Consider the following 23,676-nt stretch of genomic DNA (forward strand, 5'->3'; position numbering starts at 1 on the left):
CAGGCTTCCCGTTACAGATAAACCTCAAAGCCTATCCATCTGATTCTTATGATGATTATAAACCGCGATACCTCATCCTGAAACTGGCACGCCGCGTGCAACAGGGATCGTTCAACCGTGACAACGTATGAAAAGCAGTACGGCGCGGTTGAATCTCTCTGAGAACCCCCTACAAGAGGATTTTGCGATGCGTTATTCCCATCCCGGTACCCCCGGAGCCCTGGTTTCCTTTAAGGCCGCCTATGGCAACTTCATTGATGGCCAATTCGTCGAACCGCTGAGCGGCCAGTATTTTATGAATACCTCCCCGGTGAACGGCAGTGACATTGCGCAGTTTCCGCGCTCCGATGCGCGTGATATCGACGCCGCGCTGGATGCGGCGCACCGCGCCGCAGACGCCTGGGGAAAAACCAGCGTTCAGCACCGTAGCAACCTGCTGTTGCAGCTGGCAGACCGGATTGAAGCGAACCTGGAATATCTGGCCGTGGCAGAGAGCTGGGATAACGGCAAACCGATCCGTGAAACCCTTAATGCGGATCTGCCGCTGGCCGTGGATCACTTCCGCTACTTCGCCGGGTGCCTGCGGGCGCAGGAAGGCAGCGCGGCCGAGATTGATGAGAAAACCGTTGCTTATCACTTCCACGAGCCGCTGGGCGTGGTCGGGCAGATTATCCCGTGGAACTTCCCGCTGCTGATGGCGGCCTGGAAGCTGGCCCCGGCGCTGGCAGCCGGTAACTGCGTGGTGCTGAAGCCCGCTGAACAGACGCCGCTGGCGATCACACTGCTGCTGGAACTGGCCGGGGATCTCTTCCCGCCGGGGGTGCTCAATGTCGTGCAGGGCTTTGGCCGGGAAGCCGGAGAAGCCCTGGCCACCAGCCGCCGTATCGCCAAGATTGCCTTTACCGGTTCAACCCCGGTAGGCCGCCACATTATGGCCTGTGCGGCAGAAAACATTATTCCCTGCACCGTGGAGCTGGGCGGTAAGTCACCGAACATCTATTTTGCTGATGTGATGAACGGCGAGCCTGATTTCATTGATAAAGCCGTAGAAGGGCTGGTGCTGGGCTTCTTCAACCAGGGCGAAGTCTGTACCTGCCCGTCACGCGCACTGATCCATGAAGCGATCTATGCGCCGTTTATGGAAAAAGTGATGGCAAAAGTCGCCACCATCAAACGTGGTGACCCGCTGGATACGGAGACGATGATCGGTGCGCAGGCATCGCGGCAGCAGTTCGACAAAATCCTCTCCTACATCGATATCGCCCGTCTGGAAGGCGGAAAAATTCTCACGGGCGGTGAACGCGCCAGCCTGGGCCCGGAGCTGGACAGCGGCTACTACATCCAGCCAACCCTTATCCAGGGAGATAACCAGATGCGCTGTTTCCAGGAGGAAATTTTCGGGCCGGTGATTGGCGTGACCAGCTTCCGGGATGAAGCGGAGGCGCTGGCGATTGCCAACGAAACCCAGTTTGGCCTGGGGGCGGGCATCTGGACGCGCGACTCGAACCTTGCCTATCGCATGGGCCGCAGCATCAAGGCCGGACGCGTGTGGACTAACTGTTATCACATTTATCCGGCCCACGCCGCTTTTGGCGGTTACAAGCAGTCGGGCGTCGGGCGCGAGACGCACAAGATGGCACTGAACGCCTATCAGCAAACCAAAAACCTGCTGGTCAGCTATGACACAGCACCGTTAGGGCTGTTTTAAGCCTGTTTTCCCGTAAGGAGTGCATAATGAAAACCATGAAAGCTGCCGTCGTGAAAGCCTTTGGTCAACCGTTAGTGATTGAACAGGTGCCGATCCCCGAGGTGGGACCGGGTCAGCTGCTGGTGAAAGTCATCGCCACCGGTGTCTGCCATACCGACCTGCACGCCGCCGAAGGTGACTGGCCGGTCAAGCCGCAACCGCCGTTTATTCCGGGCCATGAGGGCGTCGGTTATGTGGTGGCGGTCGGCGAGGGCGTCAAACATATTCAGGAGGGCGACCGCGTGGGCGTGCCGTGGCTGTATTCTGCCTGCGGCCACTGCGAACACTGCCTGGACAGCTGGGAAACCCTCTGCCATTCGCAGCAAAACGCCGGTTATTCGGTGAACGGCAGCTTTGCCGAGTACTGCCTGGCCGATGCGAACTATGTCGGTATTCTGCCGGACAATATCGATTTTAATGAAATTGCCCCCATTCTGTGCGCCGGTGTCACGGTCTATAAGGGACTGAAAATGACCGAAGCCAAAGCCGGGGACTGGGTGGTGGTGTCCGGGATCGGCGGGCTGGGCCATATGGCGGTCCAGTACGCGGTGGCCATGGGCTTTAACGTGGCGGCAGTGGATATTGATGATGACAAACTGGCCTTTGCCAGACGACTGGGGGCCAGCGTCACGGCCAACGCCCGCAACGTTGACCCGGCGAAGGTGTTTAAAGAGTCGTTCGGCGGCGCACACGGCGTGCTGGTCACCGCCGTCTCGCCCAAAGCCTTTGAACAGGCCATTGGTACGCTGCGTCGCGGCGGAACGATGGTGCTGAACGGGCTGCCGCCGGGGAAATTTGACCTGTCGATTTTCGATATGGTGCTGGATGGCATTACCGTACGCGGATCGATTGTCGGCACGCGCAAGGATCTGCAGGAAGCCCTGGATTTTGCCGGCCGCCATAAGGTGGCAGCGAACATCGCCGTCGAGCCGCTGGCCAATATCAACGATATTTTTGCCCGTATGCATGCCGGTAAAATTGAGGGGCGTATCGTTATCGATCTGTCCCTCTAAACCTGTCGGCCAGGTCAACACTGGCCTTCCTCACAGGCACCGCAGCGCGCTGTGCCTGTTCGCAAACCACCCACTTTCAGTGATATCATCGGACGGATGTTTCCCTGGTAAAAGCCCGCTTATGACGCTGACCCCGCAGGATATTGCGCACCTTAATACTCTCACCCACTGGCTGGCCGTGAATGATGCGGTCAGCGAACAGGATCGCCGTGCTGACCTCATGATCCTCGCCGGCCATGCCATCCTGCCGACCATTGACGGAGCCTTTGCCTGGCTGACGCAGGCGTCCATGCCGGTGGTTCTGAGCGGTGGCGTCGGCCATTCAACCGGGCTGTTAACCTCGGTGCTGCAGGCGGTAAAGGTCGACAGTCAGGCCGCCAGCGAGGCCCGGTTACTGGCGGATGCGGCGATGCAGCGTTTTCACCTGCCTGCCGATCGCCTGATCCTGGAGGATCAGTCGCGTAACTGCGGTGAAAATGCCGCGTTCAGCCGCCGTATACTGGCCGCCCGCGGGCTTGAACCCCAACGCATTCTGCTGGTTCAGGACCCACTGATGCAGCGCAGAACCGCCGAAACCTTCCGGCATGAATGGCGACGCCAGGGGATACAGGCCGACTTCATCAGCTGGCCGGTGTTTGTCCCTCAGCTGGCATTAGAGGAGGGGCAGCCGGTGATCACCGGCACCAGCCCGGCTGACGGACTGTGGGCGCTGGACCGTTATCTTTCGATGGCGCTGGGCGAAGTCCGCCGGCTGCGTGACGATCATCAGGGCTATGGCCCGCAGGGCCTCGGCTTTATCGGCCATGTTGACGTTCCCCATGCGGTGGAACAGGCCTGGCAGCGTCTGATGGCCCAGCCAGATTTTGCAGCGAGCGTGCGCTGAAATGACTGAACCTGATTTGAATTTGCTGATCGCGCTGGACGTGCTGCTGGCGGAAGTCAGCGTGGCGGCGGCCGCGCGTCGTCTGGGGCTCAGTGCCTCGGCCATGAGCCGTACCCTGAGCCGTCTGCGTAGCGTGACCGGCGATGCGCTGCTGGTGCGGGCAGGGCGGCAGATGGTGCTGACGCCCCGGGCCGAAGCCCTGCGTGAAAGCAGCCGGCGAGCCGTAACTGAAGCCCGTGCCGTGCTGCGGCCCGCCATCACCACGCTGGAACCGGCCACACTCGATCGCGATTTCACGCTGCGCGCCAACGACGGCTTTGTGGAAGCTTTTGGCCCGGCGCTAATCGCCGCTGCTGCCAGCGAAGCCCCACTGGTGCGGCTGCGATTTGCCCCGAAGCCGCAAAAGAGCGCGAAGCCGCTGCGTGAAGGTCTGGTGGATATTGAAATTGGTGTGGCCGGGGAGATGGGGCCGGAAATTCGCCTTCAGGCACTGTTTCGCGATCGTTTCGTCGGCGTGGTCCGCCGGGATCATCCGCTGGCGCAGCAGGCGGGCGTCAGTGTTGAGCAGTATACGGCTTATGGCCACGTTGTGGCCTCACGCAGCGGCCGCCGCACGGGGCCGGTAGATGACGCGCTGGCGGAACTGGGCCTGCAGCGCAAAGTGCAGGCCGTGGTGCCGGGTTTTCCCGCCGCGCTGGCGGTAGCCCGGGCCTCTGACCTGGTGGCGCTGGTACCGGCGTCGTTTTTAATTAACCAGCCAGAGGGCTGGCTGACGATGTTTGAACTGCCGGTGAAAACCGCGCCGATTACCGTGTCGCAGATGTGGCATCCGCGATCGGAGGCCGATCCCGCTCACCGCTGGCTACGGCAGCTGCTGCTCACCGTTTGCCGTCAGCAGGTACCTTTGTGACAGTGTCACGAAAAACCTTCTGAGGAGTCAAATCGGCATCTTCATGAATGAGGCACAACGAAAAGGGATTTACAGGACGGGCAGAGCAGCGTTTTTTGCTGGCGAATTTTGATGGCAGCATGGGATGAGCGATGCCCGCAAACCGGGCATACGGCCTGAGTAGTTGACGCCGTGGCGCTGGATAAGCGCTTCATAACATCATTGATAAATGACATAAAACCTCACTGACTGGCGGCGAATATGATGACTGCGTGAACGTCGTTTTCATCTTCCCTGACCGGGATGAACAGCATCCTGCAACGCCAGAGAATGGCTGGGGCCGGGAACCCGCCAGCAACGCGCCCGGCATAAGTGCCGCCACTGTATACCGCCTGATGATCACTGTCCGGTTAAACGTGCCAAAAAATGCACAACGCCGCAATGTCTGTTTTATTTACTCCCTGCATCTTAAGCACGCCTTTCTCAGCAGGTTATCGGCAGATAACACTGATGCTGCTTTCAGGGTCTGTATTAGCGGCGAGCTTATTCCACGCAGGGCAAGCGGCAAAGCCGTTCAGCCTGTGCCAGGCTGGATAAACGAACGAAGCTCATTCAGGTAAGGAACGGAGAGAACGGAGATGAAGGCGTTTGACTACCAGAAGGACTACACACAGCTCGACTGCCGGTTGCATCCGGAACACTATCAGGTCGGGCGCGGGGAGCAGGGTGTGCTGATGGTGGAACCCTATAAATCAGAGATCCTGCCGCACTGGCGTTTTAAAACGGTGGCGATAGCAGAAACGTCCGCTAAAAAGATTATGGCGATGTTTGAGGACTACCGGAATAACGACGATTTTGTTGGCATGGATATGGCCCGCAAATTTATTCAGATGGGGTACACGCGGGCCCGTCGCTATGCCAACCACAAGGGCGGTAAAAAATACGATGCTGACGGAAATATCCTTCCTTATACCCTGAATGAAGAGAAAGCCGCCGCGGCCGCCGTATTTAAAGCCTGCTGGGATAACATTCGCGCCGATAAGGATTATCTGGCGCGCAGGAAAAAACATCAGCAACAATATGGATAAAGCTGGCGAGGCTACACCAGATGTTTAGTCAGATAATAGCGCTGTATGCCCGGGTCAGGAAAATCCGCTAAGGTCATCTGCAACTGGTAACCCTGTTTCTGATAAAAGGGCAGCGCCTGAAAGCTGAAGGTATCCACCAGCGCCTGACGCGTCCCCTTTTTAACGCCTTCGCGCTCCGCCGTCTGGATCAATCTGGCTCCCAGCCCGCTGCCTCTCGCCGCTTCACTGACCCACAGATACTCAATATTCAGCCACAGCCCGACTCTGGAAGCGATCAGTCCCCCCAGAAGGACACCGTCCTCATTGCGGCTAAACAGGCCGAGATCGCCCCAGTCTTTTTTACTGATGAACTGACGGTTATAGCTTCTTAACCCCGCCAGCAGATCCTCTTTGTCCGACTCTGAAATATGTTCAACAACGGTTACATCCATGAGTCACCTTATACGCGGTAATAAAAAGGCAGAGCAGTGGCCGGTAACCATAGTCGAGAATTCACCCTCTGAACAGCTCAACACCCCCTTTTTTTGCTGTTGCGTGTGAATAACAAATTGTTACCAAGAGGTGATAGTAAAGTAACTAAATAAACTATTTCTCGCCCCTGCGCTGCCGATAACTGAGCGATTTACTAAAACAAGCGTCGTTCAACAAAGGAAGTTTATTTAATGAAAAAGTTGTTTGTGTACTTTGAGAATATGGCCGTTGGAAAAAAGTTAATGTCAGGTTTTGGCCTGGTTTTGATCCTGAGTATTGCCGTGGCACTCTGCGGGATTAAAAGTCTGGATGATATTGGCGACCGCGCAGGAAAAGTGCGGATGTTAAAAATCCTGACTGACCAGTTTGCCTTAGCGAAAGATGCACGCCTGCAGTATATCAAAACACACGATGAACAATTTATCACCGCCAATGACCGGCACCTGCAGGAGGTCGAGGCGCAGATTAATGAACTGAAACAGCGCCACTGGAGTGCAGATAAACGATCGCAGCTCGACAGCCTGACTGGCTATATCGCGACCTATCGCGATAAACGCGCGGAAACCGTGCTGGAAACCCAGAAGCGCAGCCAGATCGCCTCTGCACTGTCGGTCAGCAAAGAAAGAGAGGCGGTCGCCGGTCTTTCTGCCGCGTATGCCGGTCAGCCCGAATTTGCCGCGCCTGCTGCGGCACTGGCAGAGTCAGTTAAACACCTTGATGGCGTCGCGATCCGTCTGACGCTGCTGGAACTGCAGAACAGTGAAGCGGCGCAGGATGCGTTGGCAGGCTTTATAACTGAATCGATTCAGTTACTACAGTCAGTAGCACCTCAGATGCGGCCCGTAGAGCGTGAGCGTCTCCAGTCCGTCGTCGCTACGCTGAATGTGAAAGAACAGCAGGTGAGCAGTTATCGCACTTCATTCCTCGCCGAGCAGGAAGCCACCCGATCGCTGGCGGCCGCCGGCCTCAAACTCACTTCGATTAGCGGGCAGCTGTTCGAACAGGAAATTGATGCCACCCAGGAAGATATCCGGCAGGCGATTGTCTGGATGGTGGCGATCCTGCTGACCGCCGTGGTCACCGGTATCGCGATCGCGATGGTGATCACCCGCCTGATTACCCGTCCGCTGTCATCCATTCTGACGTTTACCCGGCGCATTGCCTCCGGCGATCTCAGTATGCATATGGCGACCCCGCGACGTGACGAGATGGGTAAACTGATGAACGCGGTCGGTGGCATGAATGACGACCTGCGCCGCATTATCAGTGATATCCGCAACGGCGTCTCGCAGGTCAATCTGGCCTCTGCTGAGATTGCAGCGGGTAATGAGGATCTCTCGTCAAGGACGGAACAGCAGGCCGCAGCGCTGGAGCAAACGGCCGCCAGCATGGAACAGCTGACCGCCACGGTCAAAAATAACGTACAGAATATCCATCACTCCACCAGCCTGGCCCAGACGACTGCCTCTATCGCCAATAAAGGGGGCAGTATCGTCACTCAGGTGACGGAAACGATGCGCGCCATTACCGCCAGCTCAGTGAAAATTAATGACATCACTACCGTCATTAACAGTATTGCGTTCCAGACCAATATTCTGGCGCTGAATGCTGCCGTGGAAGCGGCGCGGGCGGGCGAGCAGGGACGGGGCTTTGCCGTCGTCGCAACGGAAGTCAGAAACCTGGCCCAGCGCAGCGCAGAGGCCGCCAAAGAGATTGGCACGCTGATAGCGGCGTCGGTGAAGCAGATTGACTCCGGGGCGGTGCTGGTGGAGCAGGCCGGGGGAACAATGCGTGACATTGTCACTTCAGCAGAGAGCGTTACCGGCATTCTTAACGAGATCGCGCAGGCTTCTGACGAACAGAACAGCGGTATTTCACAGGTCGGCGTCGCCATCACGGAAATGGACAACGTCACGCAGCAAAATGCTGCTCTGGTGGAGCAGTCCTCATCAGCGGCAAACGCCCTGCGCGACCAGGCTGAAAGTCTGTTGAATTCTGTATCACGCTTTACCACCCACGCCTGACAGGGGATTTCGTAAGGGTCCGGTGCGTTGGCACCGGGCCTGACCGAATCAGTTAAGATGGGGCCAGGCCACCGCCGGAATGCCGTTCAGCAGTGGTCTGGCAAACAGATATCCCTGAAAATGATGAATCCCTGCCGCTTCCAGCCAGCGCCACTCGGCGGCCGTTTCAACGCCTTCTGCCACCACGGTGATCTCCAGCGATGCGCAGCAGTTGACGATGGCTCTGACGATCGCCTGTTTCGGCCCGTTAGTCTGAATCGACTCAATCAGACTGCGATCAATTTTCAGTTTTTCAGGCTGCAGCCTGGCCAGCAGAGAAAGTCCGGCAAAGCCCGCGCCAAAGTCATCAATCGCCAGGCCAATACCGGCATAGCGCAGCTGGTGGATAGCCTTTTCAAACTCATCAAAACGCGAAATAAACTCATCTTCCGTCACTTCCACGATCACCTGTTCCGGCTCCAGCCCGTGACGCGTAATCTGCTCCAGCAATATATCCACGGCTGAAGGCACCAGCACCAGCGACATGGGCCGCAGGTTCACTGCGATCTGCGCGTGGCCAATGTCCAGCTGGCTGGCGAGGGCAAACGCCGCATTCTTGGCATGCAGATCCGCTTCATACAGCTTATCGGCGGGGATCGCCGCAAAAAAATCCGCCGGTGAACCGCCAGACGGGCTGCGGATCAGGGCTTCCAGATAGCCGATGCTGCGGGCACCGGGATTCACCACCGGCTGCAGAGCAAACTGACAGGGTTCGCCGTCAGGAGCGCAAGTCCGCATCTGCATTGCGTCCGCTTCAGCGGTGAAACGCCACTCAGCACTGTCATCGGGCAGCGACAGATGATTCTTTCGCGGTCCGGTGACAAAGGTTTTGATAAATTTGAACACCCGGTCGCCATAATTCAGCGGATATTTTGCGGTGCCACGGCTGAGAACTTTTTCGAGGATCTGCTCAGAGGAGAGATTGCGCATATCGATCACCTCCATGCCCAGCTTGCCGAACCGCCGCTCAGGGGCGTAATCGCGCATCAGCTGCACTATCTGCGTGTGTCGCGGATCGTGGCGCACCCGGTTATATACCCTGTCGATGGCCTCAGCCGGGCCTTCGAGGATCTGAAAAAAGTAGTCGCCATCAAACAGCAAGATGCCGGTGACGCTGACCGTCTCATTAAAGCGCTGCGCTTTTCCCGCCAGCTGTGCCAGAAAATGTACGCTGACGCTTCTGCACAGGCGGCTACGGTAAATAAGCGTCGTTAACATGCGTTCCTGACCTGGTTGACGTGGGAAGGGCGTTATTACAGATGAATTTATCGCAGAGTGATTGCCGGTCGCAAGAAAACACTGGGTAATACAGAAAGTAAAAAACCGGCCCGGGGGCCGGCTGAGACAACGAGCCAGTCTGTAGTGCTATGACAGCCTGCACGGCGAGGGGGACACGCCGGATCAGGGGAGGTGTAAACTCACCTCCTGGTTACCCCTGGTGGTGGGCATCGAATTGTTTCCAGGTCTCCGTCAGGTCGATCACCTGCCGGGTTTTACGGGCTTCATCAATTTTAATCGCCGTCAGGCCCGCTTCCAGTGCATCCACCACCGAGACTTTGAGCGGCGTGCCCCGGGTGATGTGTTTCACAATCTCTTCTGCCATCAGCGCGTCGGCGCCGTAATGGCCGTCATAGGCATTCCCACTGTAGGCGGTATCCACTTCTTTTTCGCCGGTGCGGGCATTGTGGACGCGGAAATAGTTGCGGACGAAGTCCCCCTCGGCCATTCCGTCAGTGCCGATAACGCAAAAGCGGCGAAACTCATCGGGGACGTTGAGATTCGCGTGGAACGACAGGGCAGCCCCGCTGGCATACTCAATCATCGCCGTCTGGTAGTCGACGATATCCGCATCACTGTCAAACACCGCATCGGTCGATGACCAGCCGCTGGGTTTCACATGGTAGACCTCTGAGTCCGCCGTCACAGCCCCCTGGGGGGCGTGCTGCGGAGTGAATGACTTCCGGCCGCCGAAGCTGGCCACGCGCACCGGACGTTCGCCAATCAGCCCCTGATAGAGGTCAATATCGTGGCAGCATTTTTCCAGAATATAGGGACCGGCATATTTCTCCAGCCGACGCCAGTCGCGCTGAAAGAATGCCCCGTGATAGGGCTTGATATGCTCGGTGGCTTCGATCGAGGTGATTTCCCCCAGTTGGCCGGCATCGCGGGCGGCCAGCAGATCGTGATAGAGGGGGGAGTAACGCAGCACCAGCCCGACCAGGATCCGGTCCTGACCGTATTCGCGCACCAGCTTCGCCATTTCCATTGTCTGCGCTTCGTTAATTACCACCGGTTTTTCGGTAAACACCCGATAACCCGCCGTCAGCGCCTGACGAATATGCTCAAGGTGCATGAAGTTGGGTGACCCCACCAGGATCAGATCGAGGTCGCCGTGCTGTAACAGCGCGTCCGTTGAGTCATAAGCCGTCCCGGCAGCAATACCAAAGCTCTGGAGGTTCGCCAGGCCCGCCGGGGCCGGATCGTAATAGCCAGCCAGTTCAAACGCCGCATCGGCTTTACTGAACTCGTGAACGACATGGGACAGGCGGAAACCCAGACCGATAATGCCTACTTTCATGTTAAAACCCCTGACGGAAATGCCGAAGCATGAGGTAACGGTAAGCCAACCCGAACGGGGGAGGTCAGCTGGAGATTATCTGACCACCAACTTATTACGACAGAAAAACTAATGTCAATATCGGTGACATCACACTTACGGGGTTTAAAAGTTATCTTTCTGATTATAATCAATTTTACTTTACGTAAATTTCGTCATATTTATTTGTTATTGCGATTTAAGTTTTTTTCACCTATCGTTCGGACACTACTGTCACCTCTGTTCACCTGGCTTAATTGGGAGGAAACGCGTGCACCCAGACTATCTCCTCGGTATTGACGGCGGAGGCACGCGCAGCCGCGCGCGGCTAACTGATTACAGCGGTACCGTCCTGGCCGAAACCACCGGCGGCCCGGCCAATGTCTGGTCCGATTACACGCAGGCCATCCAGGGTACAGAGCAGCTGATCGCCCGGACCATCGCGGAAGCCGGGCTGCCGGCCGACGCGCTGTCAAGAACGGCGCTGGTCGCGGGGCTGGCCGGGGCGAATGTGGCTTCGGTGCAGGCACGCCTCGCCAGCTGGCGACCCGCCTGTGCCGCTGTGCGGGCCATCACCGATGTTGAAATTGCCTGTGCCGGGGCCCACCACGGGCAGCCGGGTGCCGTGCTGATTGTCGGCACCGGCAGCCAGGGCGCGGCCTGGAACGGGGAGCGCTTTACGCTGCTCGGCGGCTGGGGCTTTGCGCTGTCAGATCAGGGGGCGGGTGCCGACCTCGGCCGCCGGACCCTGCGGCTGGCGCTGCTGGCCCATGAAGAGATCATTGCCAAAACGGACTTGACTCACAGCGTGATGGCACGCTTTCACCACAGTGCCGAGTCAATGCTACTCTGGACGCGCACCGCCACGCCGGGCGACTGGGCCAGCGTCGTGCCCGAGGTGTTTGCCGCGGCCGATGCCGGCGATCCCCATGCCGTGGCGCTGATCCAACAGACCGCTGACGATATCACTCTGCTGGTGCGTCGTCTGCACCGTCTCAGCAACGGGCGCATTGCCCTGATGGGCGGGCTGGCTTCACCTGTTGAACACTGGCTGCCTGAGGCGATCCGCACGCTGCTGGTCGCTCCCCGACAGGATGCCCTGGCGGGCGCACTTTATCTGGCCCGCCATAACGCCTCACTGGCTGAAACAAGGGAAATATGACCGCGCCAAACGTGACCGCGCGCATTCTGCGCCTGATTGTTGAAAATGCCCCCATCAGCCAGTCCGACCTGAAAGTGCGGACCGGCTTAAGTATGTCGACCGTTTCTCAGGCCACTAACCGCCTGCTGGCGCATGAGGTGATCCAGGAGCTGGGCCTGCGGCGCGTATCGATGGGGCGACCCAAAACGCTGCTGGGCCTCAACCCCGATCGCGCCAGCGTGGTAGGTATTCAGCTCAATGCAGAACGTAACCTGATCGTGATGACCGATCTGAACGGTAATCTGCTCAGTGAACAGCAGATCCCGTCGGGGGCGATGACCCCCCGTCAGCTCAGTGATGCGCTGGCAAAATTTTTGCGCGGCGTGGAAGGGAAGCGCGTCGGTGCCATCGGCCTGGCGCTGTCCGGCCTGGTGGACGCAGAGCAGGGCGTCTGCATCCGTTCCAACGTGCTGGACTGGGATAACGTGCCGATAGCACAGCTGCTCGAAGCGCGTTTTGACCTGCCGGTGTTTATCGAAAATGACGCCAACGCGATGGCCCTGGCCGCGATGGTGTTTGGTCAACTGGGGAACGTACAGTCGGCGGTGATCGCGACCTACGGCAAAGGTATTGGTGCGGGTATTCTGCTGGATCGTCAGCTCTATCGCGGGCGTCACGGTAAAGCCGGAGAGATTGGTCATGCATTACTGGGGGACGGTTCATTACGTCTGCTGGAAGAAGTGGCCTCTTCAAGGGCGGTGCTTCAGCGGGTCTGCGGGCCGGAAGCCACGTCGGCCACGCTGAAGTCGCTGGACAGCAATCCCACACCGGAAGCGCTTGAAGCGCTGGAAGAAGCGGGGCGGCACCTGGGGATCTCCCTGGCCAACCTCTCTATTGCCTACGATCCGGATGTGGTCTATCTGGCGATGGAACCGCAGATGGCATCCCGTATTCTGCTCGACCATATAACGCTTAACTTCCAGGCCTATCGGCTGAAGCTGACGCCGCAGACCACGCCGCTGCAGTTCCTCACCGAGTCGAGCCGCATGTGGGCGCTGGGGGCCGCCGGGTTTGCCATTAATAAGCTGCTGGATCTGCTGGCCGCCCGGGCCAATGACGAGGCAGAATCGCCGGTATAACCGGCGGATGCCTCCGATGCGGTGGCGTCCCCTTTGTAAGCGGTCCGCCCGGTGTCTTACCCCGGCCCGACTAGCGGATCCGCTGCCCCTGCTCATCAAACAGCAGGCAGTGTGCGGGGGGAATAGCCCACGTCACCTGTGTCCCCATCTCCCGCTCATGTACCTCGCGCTCTTCCACCACCAGCATGGCGTCGCTGCCGGTCTTCAGATACAGGTAATTGGTGTGCCCCAGCAGCTCACTGTAGGTCAGCTCCGCGCTGAAACGTGCGGCCGGGCCCTCCCCGCTGAACGGCTGGAAATGCTCGGGGCGGATGCCCAGCGTCACCCGCTGCCCCTCCTGGCAGTCTGAATGCAGAGGCAGCGTCAGCATAGCGATGCCTAATGACGGCAGGCGCAGCTGCACTTCTCCGGCCCGACAGGCCAGCACCTCCCCGGCAATAAAGTTCATTTTTGGCGAACCAATAAACCCCGCCACGAACAGATTATCCGGATCGTGATACAGGGAGAGCGGAGACCCGACCTGCTCAATGCGCCCCTGGCGCAGCACCACGATGCGGTCGGCCAGCGTCATCGCCTCCAGCTGGTCATGGGTCACATAAATCATCGTGTTCCCGAGCGAAGCGTGAAGGCGGGCAATCTCAATACGCATCTGCAGGCGCAGCTCCGCATCCAGATTGGAGAGCGGCTCGTCAAAGAGAAAGATACGTGGATGACGAATAATGGCGCGACCAATCGCCACCCGCTGTCGCTGGCCCCCCGAGAGGGCGCGCGGATGACGATCCAGTAACTCCGTCAGATGCAGTTTGTCAGCGGTTTCTGCAATGGCCCGGGCAATCTCCGCCTTCGGTTTTTTCGCCACCTCCAGCGGGTAGGCGAGGTTGCCGCGCACCGTCATATTGGGATAGAGCGCGTAGGACTGGAAAACCATCGCCACGCCGCGTTCGGTGGCCGGGCGCTGGGTCATGTCCTCTTCATCAATCAGCAGTTGCCCACCGCTGATCTCCTCCAGCCCGGCAATCATCCTCAGCAGGGTCGACTTCCCGCAGCCGGAAGGCCCGACAAAGACCACAAACTCCCCGCTATTAATGGTCAGATCAATGCCTTTGATCACACTGATATGGTCGTAAGACTTTTCAACGTTCTGCAATCGCAAACTGGTCATCGGCTGCCTCACTCAGAGTAACTGGCCCATATAAATAGCGTTGCTGCGCAGCAGGGGCCGGAAGCCCATCCGCTCGTAGAAAGCACACACCTGCTCGTTTTGCAGACTGACGCCCAGATGAACCCCGCGTACTCCCGCGGCCCGCAGCGCATTCAGCTGATGCTCAATCATCTTGCGGCCCCAGCCGCCTTTCTGCTGCGCCGGTAACAGGTTGATATGCAGATGGGCAGGCCAGTTGCTGACCAGTTCTTCCGCAGCCGTGTCAGGATGGCGGATACTGTTCAGCAGATTACCATCGAGCGGGGCTTCCGGCTGGCGCTGGCGGTACTGCTCCTGCAAGGCTGGCCACCATGATTCATTCAGACGGGCTTCAAACGCCCGCGTATCCGGTGCGGCCACGACGTAGCCCATCACTTCGCCGCCCACATCGAGCACAAAGGCGAAATCCGGCGCAAAGCGGGCATAGGGGACAGCAAAACGCTGCCCGGGGTATTCCGGATCAGAGTAGAGCGCCGTCGCATCCTGACCGGCATGGGCGGTTTGCACACAGATGCGATAGAGCGCCGGATAGTCTGCGGGGGTGGCCGCACGGATCGTACTGGGATTATTCATCTTCTCTTCTCGTTGGTCAGCCATTGAGCCATTTCAACGTTAATGAATGCAGACTTAGTTTTCAAGATGAAATAATTGCGTCACTTCACAAAGCGGGGCGTTGGTTCGCCATCAGCAGGGCCGCTAGCGGCATCTGTGATCGTCCGCACACCCGTTACACAGCGGCTTTGGTTATTTTACTGGCTTCATCGGTTATTCCCGCAGGAAGAAACATATGATTTTCATATGGTAATACAGAGGGTTAGTTTTTACTTCGGTGAATCAGCGTATTGTACTGGCAGAGCGTGATAAGGACGGATTGATCGGCCGATGTTGACCTTTATGGCACGACGACCTGCTGGCAGGGGGCGCAACCTGCTGATTTCTCGCCCCGGATCACAGTGCGGAAATTCCCCTGCGCAGAGGTTTGACTTTGTTTTCTTATTAAAGTAAGTATTGAGAGGTGCGATAATTATCGTGGCGTCAGTCTGCGGGATGAGCAGATGTCGAGATGAAAGGATGCCCATTCCGTGATGGAGAAACCGAGCATTATGTCTAATTCATCCGTTCGTTCGTTCCCGTTTCGCGCTTCCGTGCGTCTGCTCTCTCGTCTGATCGCAGCGGGCACGCTGGTGGGATGCCTGGCGCAAAGCGCCCATGCCGCCGTCACGCTTAATGAATGGGATATCTATAACTACCCGCAGCAGACCGCCGCCGTGGATGAAGGAATCAAAGCCTTTTCCCAGGAAAACCCGGGCATCATTATTAACCGCTCCGTGCACTCTTTTGAAGACACCCGCATTCCGCTGAAGCTGGCGTTAACCGCGGGCGATGGCCCGCAGATTGCTCAGGTCAATCAGGGCGGTGGGGATATGGGCTCGCTGGTCAAAGATAAGCTGCTGATCCCGCTGGACGGTTATGCCAGCACTTACGGCTGGACGCAGCGCTTCCCGGACTCCATCCTCAAGCGTAACCGCTGGTCTGATAAAGGTGACTTCGGCAGCGGTAAGCTGTACGGCGTGGCCAGTCTTGGCGAGATGGTCGGGCTCTACTACAACAAAGCCCTGCTGGATAAAGCCGGGATTGCCGTGCCGAAGACACTGCCAGAACTGGAAAATGCCATGGCGAAGCTAAAAGAGCAGGGGGTGGCTCCGATGATGCTGGGCCTGCTGGACGGCAATATGGGCCAGCAGATGCTGAGTACCCTCTGGCAGGCACAAATCGACAGTAAAGACCGTAAAACGCTTGATGATCTGATCTATGACGTCGGCGGTACCTTCAAGGATCCGAAACTGACCAAAGCCGGAGAGATGCTGAAAAGCTGGAATGATAAAGGCTGGTTCTTCCCAGGCTTCCAGGGCATTGGTAACGATGATGCGGCCACCCTGTTCCAGAACGGCCAGTCAGCCTTCCTGATCAGCGGTACCTGGTACCTTGGCCAGTTTAAAGATAATAAAGATATCCACTTTGCCGCCATGCCGGCAGGTGCCGGGGTCACGCATCCTTTGATGGTCGGCGGTACGGATCTGGCCTTTTCGGTGACCAGTACGGCAAAAGACAAAACCCAGCAGGATGCAGCGGCGAAATTCATCGACTATATGGTGTCAGATGCCATGGCTGACCGCTGGTTGAAAGCCGGTTTCCTGCCAGCCAGCTCGAATAAAAATGCGCAGGTGCCTGCCGATAACGTGCTGCTGAAAGAGGCGTGGCAGGTGTGGTTAACCCTTAATGAGCATGACGGACTGGGCCACTACGTTGACTGGGCCACGCCGACCATGAACGCCGAACTGAATCAGAACGTCCAGCTGCTGCTCGGTGGCCGCCAGACGGTCGATAAGATGGTGACGAACTTTGACGACAACTATCAGCGCTACCTGAAAAGCATGAAGCGTTAAGCCCCATGGCCCGGTGGCATCACTGCCGGGCCTACAGACGTTCTGGCCTGTGAGTACGTTTATGTTGAATCTGAGTCCCTGGCGTAACTTTCTTTATCTTCTGCCCGCCGTGCTGGTGTACGGCGTGTTTTTACTGCTGCCGCTGCTGGCCTCACTGGGCATCAGCTTTACTGAATGGGATGGCACCTCGTCACCACTGTTTGTCGGTTTCAGTAACTATCTGCGTATGTTCAGCGACCCGGTGTTCTGGATAGCGCTGGGTAATAACGCGCTGCTGATGCTGTTCTATACGCTGCTGCCCATCGGCATCGGCCTGCTGCTGTGCAGTTTCCTGAATGATGATAGGTTGGCGCATCCGGGTTCTTGCAGGGACAGTCTGACTGGCAGGCCATGATGTTGCCTCACAGAAGGGGTAAGGGGTGTTGTGACGACGCCTATTCTGCCACAATGCGCCGCAGAATAGGGCTGTTCATTTCGCGGGTGAATTAAAAAAATGAAGTTTTCATTTCCTCTGATCCTTCTGCACTGGCTGACCGTCATTTTGCTGCTGCTGGCCTATGGATCCATTCTGATTAGCGACTTCGCCCGGCCAGGCACCTGGCACGGTTATGCCATCGCCGTCACCCATGTCACGGCCGGGGCCACCGTCTTACTGACGATGGTGGCGCGACTGATGATTCGGCTGCATCAGCGGTCCCCGGCCATCATTCCGCCTCCGAAGCGCTGGCACACCGCGCTGAGTCATCTTACCCATGCCTGCATCTATGCGTTATTCATTTCCCTGCCAGCCCTGGCGCTGGCGTCACGCTACTTCTGGGGAAGTGACTGGAGCCTTTACGGTCTGGCCATGCCCTTTAGTCAGACCGCCCGTCCGGCGCTTTCCGCCAGCCTGAACCACTGGCATACCGTACTGGCACCGGTGGGCTACTGGCTGATTGGCATCCATGCGCTGGCGGCGCTGGTTCACCATTATATTTTCCGCGATAACACGCTGGTCAGGATGATGCCGTCACGGCAAAAAACGGGCTGAAGATCACACTTTTGTCACCCGCGTGGCTGATAATATGCAGCCCTGATAAGCGAAAACCTAGGGGGAATTGCCATGCCAGATATCATGCCCGCCCGCTGCCACTGCGGTTCGGTGATGTTTAACGTCACCCTGGTCGACGGGCTGAACACCGCCCGGCGCTGTAACTGCTCCTTTTGCCGGATGCGCGGTGCCGTGGTGGTCTTTGCCTCAGCGCTGGATATCACCAAAGGCCAGGAGAGCCTGACCGAGTACCGCTTTAACAGCCGGGAGGTGGCACACTATTTCTGCGCTGTGTGCGGTATCTATACCTTCCATCAGAGCCGATCAAATCCGCAGCAGTACGGGGTTAATGCCGCGTGCCTGGCCGGGGTTTCCCCCTTTGACTTTGCCTCGGTTAACGTCACGGATGGCATCAACCACCCGAAAGATGGCGGTGCAGGCGGCGTTGCCGGCACGTTGTCCTTCACCCCCACACCGCCCGATGATCACTGAGCATCACTGAACACGGCTACCAGCGCTGATGCACCCAGGGGGCAATTTTATCGTCATACAGGCGTTTCAGCGCGGCCAGCGTCTCGTCCGGCAGGGCGCTCATCGCGCTGGCACGGGCGTTACCTGCCGACTGGACGGCATTTTTTGCACCGGGGATCACCACGCTGACGCAGTCATTCATTAAGATCCAGCGCAGGGCGAACATGGCCATCGTGTCATCCCCCTTCACGTACTGACGGATCGCCTCCACCGCCTCAAGGGCGACATCCCACGGGACGCCGGAGAAGGTTTCGCCTTTATCGAAGGCTTCACCGTTGCGGTTAAAAGTACGGTGATCGTCGGCAGAGAAGGTGGTGGCCGCCGTCATCTTGCCGGTCAGCAGACCAGAGGCGAGCGGCACCCGGGCAATAATACCGACGTCGCGACGCTTCGCCTCGCGCAGCAGCAGTTCGGCCGGGCGCTGGCGGAAAATGTTATAAATCAGCTGGATGGAGGCGACATTGGGGTATTCCAGTGCCTTCAGGCCTTCCTCGACCTTTTCCACCGACACGCCGTAATGGCGAATTTTCCCGGCCGCCACCATCTCATCCATGACCGCAAACACCTCCGGGGTGTAATAGATCTCGATTGGCGGACAGTGCAACTGCACCAGGTCCAGGGTTTCCATTTGCAGGTTGTCGCGTGAGCGATCGATAAAAGCATTCAGATTTTGGGCAGTGTAACCCTGTGCCTCATGGGGGGAGAGGCGGCGGCCCAGCTTGGTGGCGACGAACGGACGCTCTCCTCCGCGCTGGTTCAGCACCTCAGCAATGATCTTCTCTGAGCGGCCGTCACCATACACATCAGCGGTATCAATAAAGGTCATACCGGCATCCAGCGCGGCATTTAAGGCTTCCCGGGCATCGTCCAGGCTCACTTCACCCCAGGTGCCGCCAATTGCCCATGCACCGAATCCGATCTCCCCGACCCGCTGGCCTGTTCTGCCAAACATTCTCTGTTTCATCATCGCTTCCTTCATACGGTTAGGTAACGCGGGTGAGCGCGTGCGTACGTGCGCGCGTCGCCGCCTGAATCATTTCATCAGCTTAACGTTTACGTCGGGGGATAACCCGTGCTAAAAGATGAATGCCATTCATCCTGACAGTTAACCTGGTTCACCTTTCTATGGAACGTGTTGATTTTGCCGACCTGCAAATTTTTCTGACGGTGCTGCGCTGCCGCAGCTTTAAGCTGGCCGGTATTGAGCGCGGGTTATCATCATCAGCGGTGAGCCATGCGATACGACGGCTGGAGACCCGCTTAGGCGCACGCCTGCTGAACAGAACCAGCAGAGCGGTCTCTTCTACTGCGCTGGGCCAGGATCTGGCCGAAAAACTGGCAGGGGGGTTTGACGCCATCGCCGCCGCGCTGGAAACCCTGAATGCCCCAGGCCGGGGCAGCTTTGGTGTGCTGCGATTGAATGTCTTTGCAGATGCGGCGCATCAGCTTATTGCCCCTGCGCTGCCTGAATTTGCCACGCAGTGCCCGCAGGTGCGCTTAACCATCGTCGTGGAAGACCGGCCGGTGGATATCACCGCCGGAGGATTTGACGCAGGCATGCGCTACGGCCATCTGGTGCCGGAGGATATGGTTGCCGTGCCGCTAACCGGGGCGCAGCGGTGGATAGTGGCCGGTTCCCCTGATTACCTCCGACGCCGCGGAACGCCACAGACGCCTGCCGACCTGGCCGGCCATCACTGTATTCAGCTCCTGCTGGGCGATAACGCTCACTTTCGCTGGGAGTTTGCTGGCCCGGACGGCACTTACAGCCTCAGTGTGCCCGGCTTAATCACACTGAAGGATACCGCCACCTCGATATCGGCGGCAAAGGCAGGTATTGGCTTAACTTACGTGCTCGAGTCCCGTATAAAGCAGGAGCTGGCAGAAGGGACGCTGGTCAGTACCTTGCCGGCACACGCTGCGCACGGTGACCCCTTTAACATTTATTACAGCAGCCGCCGGTATGTGCATCCGGCGCTGAGAGAACTGGTGAATATCATTCGTACCGGCAACGGCCTGCAGCCCTTGCCCGCGATTCCGAGCGTCACGCTGCAGGAATAGTATCGGTCCGATACCCGTTTTTGTCTTTAACCCTATGACTATCAGGCAGATAACAATGAAAAATATCCTGGCCGTGCTTCTCACCCTGACATCGTTTTCCGCTATGGCCACCGCGACATCTGCCGTGCTGAAACCGGTTCCTCTGAGTGCCATAAAAAAACAGAGTGAGCAGTATCATGCGATCTGTCAGGCGATAAAGAGCGGATGTCCGGCTGACTCAACGCTCTGGCGGGAAAAAGGGGCCGGGCGCGCCGTTTACTTAACCAGCCCGGGGCCCACATTAATCAGAATGAACAGGTCGAATGGCGAATGGGTGATGGATGGCCGCTGGGACTTTAGCCACCACGAAAGCCGCGATAACAGCGATGACGGCGAGCTGACCCGCAGTGAGGTTACTCTGTTTCCGGCACTCTATCCTCTGAGCCAGACAAAGCAGGCGGTGGCGCTGGTGTCCACCTGGTCTACGGGGTACTCCGGCGGCGGGCGGGAAGAAGCGTATGCCGACTTTCTGATGCTGAAGGCTGACGGGGAGTATCAGACCGCATTCAGTAATGTTCCTTTTTCCTCACGGGAGATGATCCGGGCCTGTTTTTCTGAGCAAGATTATGCCAAAAAATCGCACTGTCATGATGAAAGCTGGCGCATTCTTACCCTGCAGTTTACAGACGAGGGCAGGGAGTATTACAGCTGGAAATTTATCACCAAAGCGTCGGACTGGCCTTCCTTTACCGATAAATCGGCCATTACCGTCGGCATAACGGAGAAGACAGCCTATCCTTTCCAACCCGATACGTCAGCGCAGTAATCATGGCCCGAAAAACATCGCGTTAACGCGCGTGTGGCAGGGGCCGCGCCACCGTATCCTGATGCTCCAGGGGACGGTGACGTCCGGCTCTGACTATCAGTCGCCTTAATACCGTCCGGAATTCATCAAGATCAATATTATCAATCTGGCTGCCGACCACAATAGCTTCTGAAATATCCTGCATCGCAGGCCAGCGCGTCTTGTAATTGGCATAAATGGCGATAGCCGGAATATTATAGGCGCTGGCCATATGCAGAACCGACGTGTCCGGGGTGATAGCAAGGGTCGCGTTTTTTATCACTGCCGCCGAGCGCGCAATCGACGGCGGGAGTGAAATGCGGTGTACACGGTCATAAAGGCGGGTTAATGCGGTCGCTTTATCGCGGCCGTCAGGGCCGTGAACGATCACCACAGGCAGGCTGGTTTCAGAGGTAATCCGCGCAATAAGCTTTGATGCGGTGGCCAGCGAGAAGGTGCGCTCCGCTACGCTTCCGTCCAGGTTAAGGGCAATATAGGGCCCAAACTGCCGCGTTTCCTGACCCACTTCCTCCAGCACACGATCACTGAGGGGAAATTCAAACGCGGGTCTGACTGGCGGGAAACCCGCTTCTCTCATCAGCACTGACCAGGTCATGGGCACGGGCGCACGAAAAACTTGATCCATTCGGGAGGCTGTCTGACACAAGGGGGAATAACACTTCATCGTTAAGCCGACAGCCTGTAAATTCGTTTTTGCCCTTAACCGGCTGATAAAGAGCATGGTTTTGAAGTTTTTTTTACGCATTGCCTCAATGCAGAGATCCGGTACGCCATATTCCTTTCTTATTTTCCCGGCCACCGCTTTAATTTCCTGATATGTTGCCCCGTCCTGACAGGGCATACTGATAACGGTCAGCGTTGTCTGCCTCAGTGAGAGGGCGTCGAAGACGGGTCTGTTGAGTTGCGAAGCCACGATGATCAGGCGATCGATGCGGTGATATTCCAGCGAACGGATAAGTGGGAATACGGACATCGCATCCCCGATCTGGTCGGGAATATGAATAACGGCAAGGGAAACGGTGGCAGTATTGATTGCGGCTGCGCGGTAGTCGTAAAAAGAATAGGCAAAGTGCCTCACCCTCGACAGTAATGACATATTACAACACGCTCCCTGCGAAAATAATCATCCCTTATGACCAAACAGGACACTGATTATAACGGCCCAGAAGGAGGGCCTGTAGTGTAATATTGCGCCGTCCACCCCTTCAACACGTCCAGCCCCTTCCCGCACGTTGTGTTTGTTGCGGTGTCAGCAGGGGCGGCCCCTTCAGACTGCCGTACCGCGCACTGCACGGCGGTGTCCCATACGGAAGAACACCAGACCGGCAACAGAAAAACCAATCAGGGCAATAAACATCACCGGCGGCGGCGTGAAGCTGAGTAAAAAACCGCACAGTACGGGATTAATCGCGCCGCCGATATTACTCAGGTTCTGCATCCCGTAGTAACTGCCTTTCATATGGTCGGGCGCAATAAAATCGATAAACATATACTCCACCGGGATGACGATCAGTTCGCCAAAGCTGAAAATGACCATCGCCAGCATCCACAGCAGCACCGACGGGCCGGCCAGCATAAATCCGGCCAGACCGAGAATAAAGAACAGCGTGCCGAAAAATAGCCATTTGAACAGGTTATCCTGCTTCATGCCGCTGCTCATCACGTACTGAAAGGCAATCACAATCGTCGCGTTAGTGATCATGATGGCACCAATCACTTTATAGGCATAAGCGGCATCGGCGATGATGATCAGGTACTGCGACAGATAACCGGTGAACTGCCCGAAGACAATCGACCCGCAGGTGCTGCCCAGCGTAAACCAGACCAGGCAGCGGTCTTTAAGCAGGATAGAAAACGTCTGGCGCAGACCGGGTTTTTCCAGCGGCTTCAGCTCGATATCATGACGTTCTGGCCGGTCAGGAATATGGCGTAATCCCACCATCAGGGTGATAACCGTTCCCAGCGCCAGCGTGCCGGAAATCATAAACGGCAGACGGGGATCAAAACCAGCCAGCCAGACGCCAAGCGACGACCCCACGGCCCAGCCGACGTTGATCAGCGTGTAGTTCATTGAAAAGGCTTTGACCCGCTTTTCCACCGGCAGCCAGGCGGCAATACAGGCCTTAATGGTAATACTGAGAAGGGCGTATGAGGCGTTGAGCAGGGCGATGACCATCACCACGCTGCCTACGCCTGGCAACAGCGGCAGTAAAAAAAAGCTGAGTGCGAACAGACTGACGGAAAAACCAATCAGCGTACGGTGACTGAATCTGTCAACCAGATAGCCGCCGTAGAGGCTGCTGAAGATGCCGATGGCGAGGCTTGCGCCCATTATAAGACCGACACTTTCTGGCAGCAGATGATAGTGCTCAGTCAGATAAATGGTCAGGAATGGCAGCGTGACACCACGACCGATGGTCAGCACCAGGGAACCTGCAAGCAGGGCAAGAATAAGCGGCGGCATTCCTTTCATTTAGTTCACAATCTTCCATCAAAACATTAACAACAAGACCTCTTACTCTACGCGGTTAC

The 23,676-nt window shown here is 57.4% G+C and carries 22 protein-coding genes and 1 pseudogene; 14 read left to right on the top strand and 9 right to left on the bottom strand.

What is annotated here, in order from left to right; all coding sequences use genetic code 11:
• The first annotated feature begins 187 nt into the window (after window positions 1-187).
• From exaC to K6L24_RS10850, 4 genes are all read left to right on the top strand, one after another.
• Window positions 188-1,708 carry an acetaldehyde dehydrogenase ExaC gene (exaC, locus tag K6L24_RS10835; RefSeq protein WP_062743242.1) on the top strand — a complete coding sequence of 507 codons (1,521 nt, stop codon included), beginning with the start codon at window positions 188-190 and terminating at the stop codon, window positions 1,706-1,708.
• A 26-nt stretch (window positions 1,709-1,734) separates the two neighbouring features.
• Entirely contained in the window at window positions 1,735-2,760 is a 1,026-nt protein-coding gene (gene adhP / locus K6L24_RS10840; protein WP_062743243.1) for an alcohol dehydrogenase AdhP, read from the top strand.
• Between the two features lie 121 nt (window positions 2,761-2,881).
• The gene (locus K6L24_RS10845; protein WP_062743244.1) at window positions 2,882-3,643 is read left to right on the top strand and encodes a YdcF family protein; all 762 of its coding nucleotides are present in this window, start codon (window positions 2,882-2,884) and stop codon (window positions 3,641-3,643) included.
• Between the two features lies 1 nt (window position 3,644).
• The gene (locus K6L24_RS10850; RefSeq protein WP_062743245.1) at window positions 3,645-4,553 is read left to right on the top strand and encodes a LysR family transcriptional regulator; all 909 of its coding nucleotides are present in this window, start codon (window positions 3,645-3,647) and stop codon (window positions 4,551-4,553) included.
• Window positions 4,554-4,594: 41 nt separating this feature from the next.
• Here the strand turns inward: K6L24_RS10850 and K6L24_RS10855 are convergent, their stop codons facing one another.
• Window positions 4,595-4,768: a YnfU family zinc-binding protein gene (locus K6L24_RS10855; protein ID WP_218007816.1), complete on the bottom strand. Its 174-nt coding sequence runs from the start codon at window positions 4,766-4,768 to the stop codon at window positions 4,595-4,597.
• A gap of 402 nt (window positions 4,769-5,170) precedes the next feature.
• On the opposite strand from K6L24_RS10855, the gene K6L24_RS10860 reads away from it, so the two are divergent.
• Window positions 5,171-5,620, top strand: a complete 450-nt coding sequence (locus tag K6L24_RS10860; protein ID WP_062743246.1) for a DUF4385 domain-containing protein — start codon at window positions 5,171-5,173, stop codon at window positions 5,618-5,620.
• An 11-nt stretch (window positions 5,621-5,631) separates the two neighbouring features.
• Here the strand turns inward: K6L24_RS10860 and K6L24_RS10865 are convergent, their stop codons facing one another.
• Window positions 5,632-6,051 (bottom strand): GNAT family N-acetyltransferase, encoded by a 420-nt coding sequence (locus K6L24_RS10865; protein WP_137269351.1) that lies wholly within the window; start codon window positions 6,049-6,051, stop codon window positions 5,632-5,634.
• 231 nt (window positions 6,052-6,282) lie between these two features.
• On the opposite strand from K6L24_RS10865, the gene K6L24_RS10870 reads away from it, so the two are divergent.
• Complete coding sequence (locus tag K6L24_RS10870) at window positions 6,283-8,115, top strand: methyl-accepting chemotaxis protein (RefSeq protein ID WP_222681442.1); 1,833 nt, start codon at window positions 6,283-6,285, stop codon at window positions 8,113-8,115.
• A 48-nt stretch (window positions 8,116-8,163) separates the two neighbouring features.
• On the opposite strand, the gene K6L24_RS10875 is transcribed toward K6L24_RS10870, so the two are convergent.
• Complete coding sequence (locus K6L24_RS10875) at window positions 8,164-9,372, bottom strand: diguanylate phosphodiesterase (protein ID WP_062743249.1); 1,209 nt, start codon at window positions 9,370-9,372, stop codon at window positions 8,164-8,166.
• Window positions 9,373-9,583: 211 nt separating this feature from the next.
• Complete coding sequence (locus tag K6L24_RS10880) at window positions 9,584-10,732, bottom strand: Gfo/Idh/MocA family protein (RefSeq protein WP_222681443.1); 1,149 nt, start codon at window positions 10,730-10,732, stop codon at window positions 9,584-9,586.
• Between the two features lie 289 nt (window positions 10,733-11,021).
• Between K6L24_RS10880 and K6L24_RS10885 the strand changes: the two genes are divergently transcribed.
• Both K6L24_RS10885 and K6L24_RS10890 read left to right on the top strand, forming a co-directional pair.
• Complete coding sequence (locus tag K6L24_RS10885; RefSeq protein WP_222681444.1) at window positions 11,022-11,912, top strand: glucosamine kinase nucleotide-binding domain-containing protein; 891 nt, start codon at window positions 11,022-11,024, stop codon at window positions 11,910-11,912.
• Window positions 11,909-13,030: an ROK family transcriptional regulator gene (locus tag K6L24_RS10890; protein ID WP_062743252.1), complete on the top strand. Its 1,122-nt coding sequence runs from the start codon at window positions 11,909-11,911 to the stop codon at window positions 13,028-13,030. Before K6L24_RS10885 ends, K6L24_RS10890 begins: the two co-directional genes overlap by 4 nt.
• 70 nt (window positions 13,031-13,100) lie before the next feature.
• Here K6L24_RS10890 and K6L24_RS10895 read toward each other — a convergent pair whose 3' ends face one another.
• Window positions 13,101-14,192, bottom strand: a complete 1,092-nt coding sequence (locus K6L24_RS10895) for an ABC transporter ATP-binding protein (RefSeq protein ID WP_191928104.1) — start codon at window positions 14,190-14,192, stop codon at window positions 13,101-13,103.
• 12 nt (window positions 14,193-14,204) lie between these two features.
• Window positions 14,205-14,804 (bottom strand): GNAT family N-acetyltransferase, encoded by a 600-nt coding sequence (locus K6L24_RS10900; protein ID WP_222682318.1) that lies wholly within the window; start codon window positions 14,802-14,804, stop codon window positions 14,205-14,207.
• A 530-nt stretch (window positions 14,805-15,334) separates the two neighbouring features.
• Here K6L24_RS10900 and K6L24_RS10905 point away from each other — a divergent pair.
• The 4 genes and pseudogenes from K6L24_RS10905 (at window position 15,335) to K6L24_RS10920 (ending at window position 18,200) form a co-directional block, all read left to right on the top strand.
• Window positions 15,335-16,678 (top strand): ABC transporter substrate-binding protein, encoded by a 1,344-nt coding sequence (locus K6L24_RS10905; RefSeq protein ID WP_191928105.1) that lies wholly within the window; start codon window positions 15,335-15,337, stop codon window positions 16,676-16,678.
• Between the two features lie 61 nt (window positions 16,679-16,739).
• A pseudogene (locus K6L24_RS10910) lies at window positions 16,740-17,024 on the top strand (sugar ABC transporter permease); the annotation flags it as partial.
• A 147-nt stretch (window positions 17,025-17,171) separates the two neighbouring features.
• Complete coding sequence (locus K6L24_RS10915) at window positions 17,172-17,708, top strand: cytochrome b/b6 domain-containing protein (protein ID WP_062743258.1); 537 nt, start codon at window positions 17,172-17,174, stop codon at window positions 17,706-17,708.
• A gap of 72 nt (window positions 17,709-17,780) precedes the next feature.
• Complete coding sequence (locus K6L24_RS10920) at window positions 17,781-18,200, top strand: GFA family protein (protein ID WP_118664120.1); 420 nt, start codon at window positions 17,781-17,783, stop codon at window positions 18,198-18,200.
• A gap of 16 nt (window positions 18,201-18,216) precedes the next feature.
• Here K6L24_RS10920 and K6L24_RS10925 read toward each other — a convergent pair whose 3' ends face one another.
• A complete protein-coding gene (locus K6L24_RS10925; protein WP_245006681.1) occupies window positions 18,217-19,206 on the bottom strand; it encodes an aldo/keto reductase in 990 nt (329 codons plus the stop codon).
• A gap of 158 nt (window positions 19,207-19,364) precedes the next feature.
• Between K6L24_RS10925 and K6L24_RS10930 the strand changes: the two genes are divergently transcribed.
• Together K6L24_RS10930 and K6L24_RS10935 are read left to right on the top strand one after the other, a co-directional pair.
• Window positions 19,365-20,300, top strand: coding sequence for a LysR family transcriptional regulator (locus K6L24_RS10930; protein ID WP_187509149.1), 936 nt, complete (start codon window positions 19,365-19,367; stop codon window positions 20,298-20,300).
• A gap of 55 nt (window positions 20,301-20,355) precedes the next feature.
• A complete protein-coding gene (locus tag K6L24_RS10935; RefSeq protein ID WP_062743262.1) occupies window positions 20,356-21,105 on the top strand; it encodes a hypothetical protein in 750 nt (249 codons plus the stop codon).
• Window positions 21,106-21,127: 22 nt separating this feature from the next.
• Here the strand turns inward: K6L24_RS10935 and K6L24_RS10940 are convergent, their stop codons facing one another.
• A complete protein-coding gene (locus K6L24_RS10940) occupies window positions 21,128-22,240 on the bottom strand; it encodes a glycosyltransferase family 9 protein (protein WP_222681445.1) in 1,113 nt (370 codons plus the stop codon).
• A 171-nt stretch (window positions 22,241-22,411) separates the two neighbouring features.
• Window positions 22,412-23,617: an MFS transporter gene (locus K6L24_RS10945; RefSeq protein ID WP_118664124.1), complete on the bottom strand. Its 1,206-nt coding sequence runs from the start codon at window positions 23,615-23,617 to the stop codon at window positions 22,412-22,414.
• Window positions 23,618-23,676: the final 59 nt, after the last annotated feature.

Source organism: Erwinia persicina (assembly GCF_019844095.1).
Classification (GTDB): Bacteria; Pseudomonadota; Gammaproteobacteria; order Enterobacterales; family Enterobacteriaceae; genus Erwinia; species Erwinia persicina.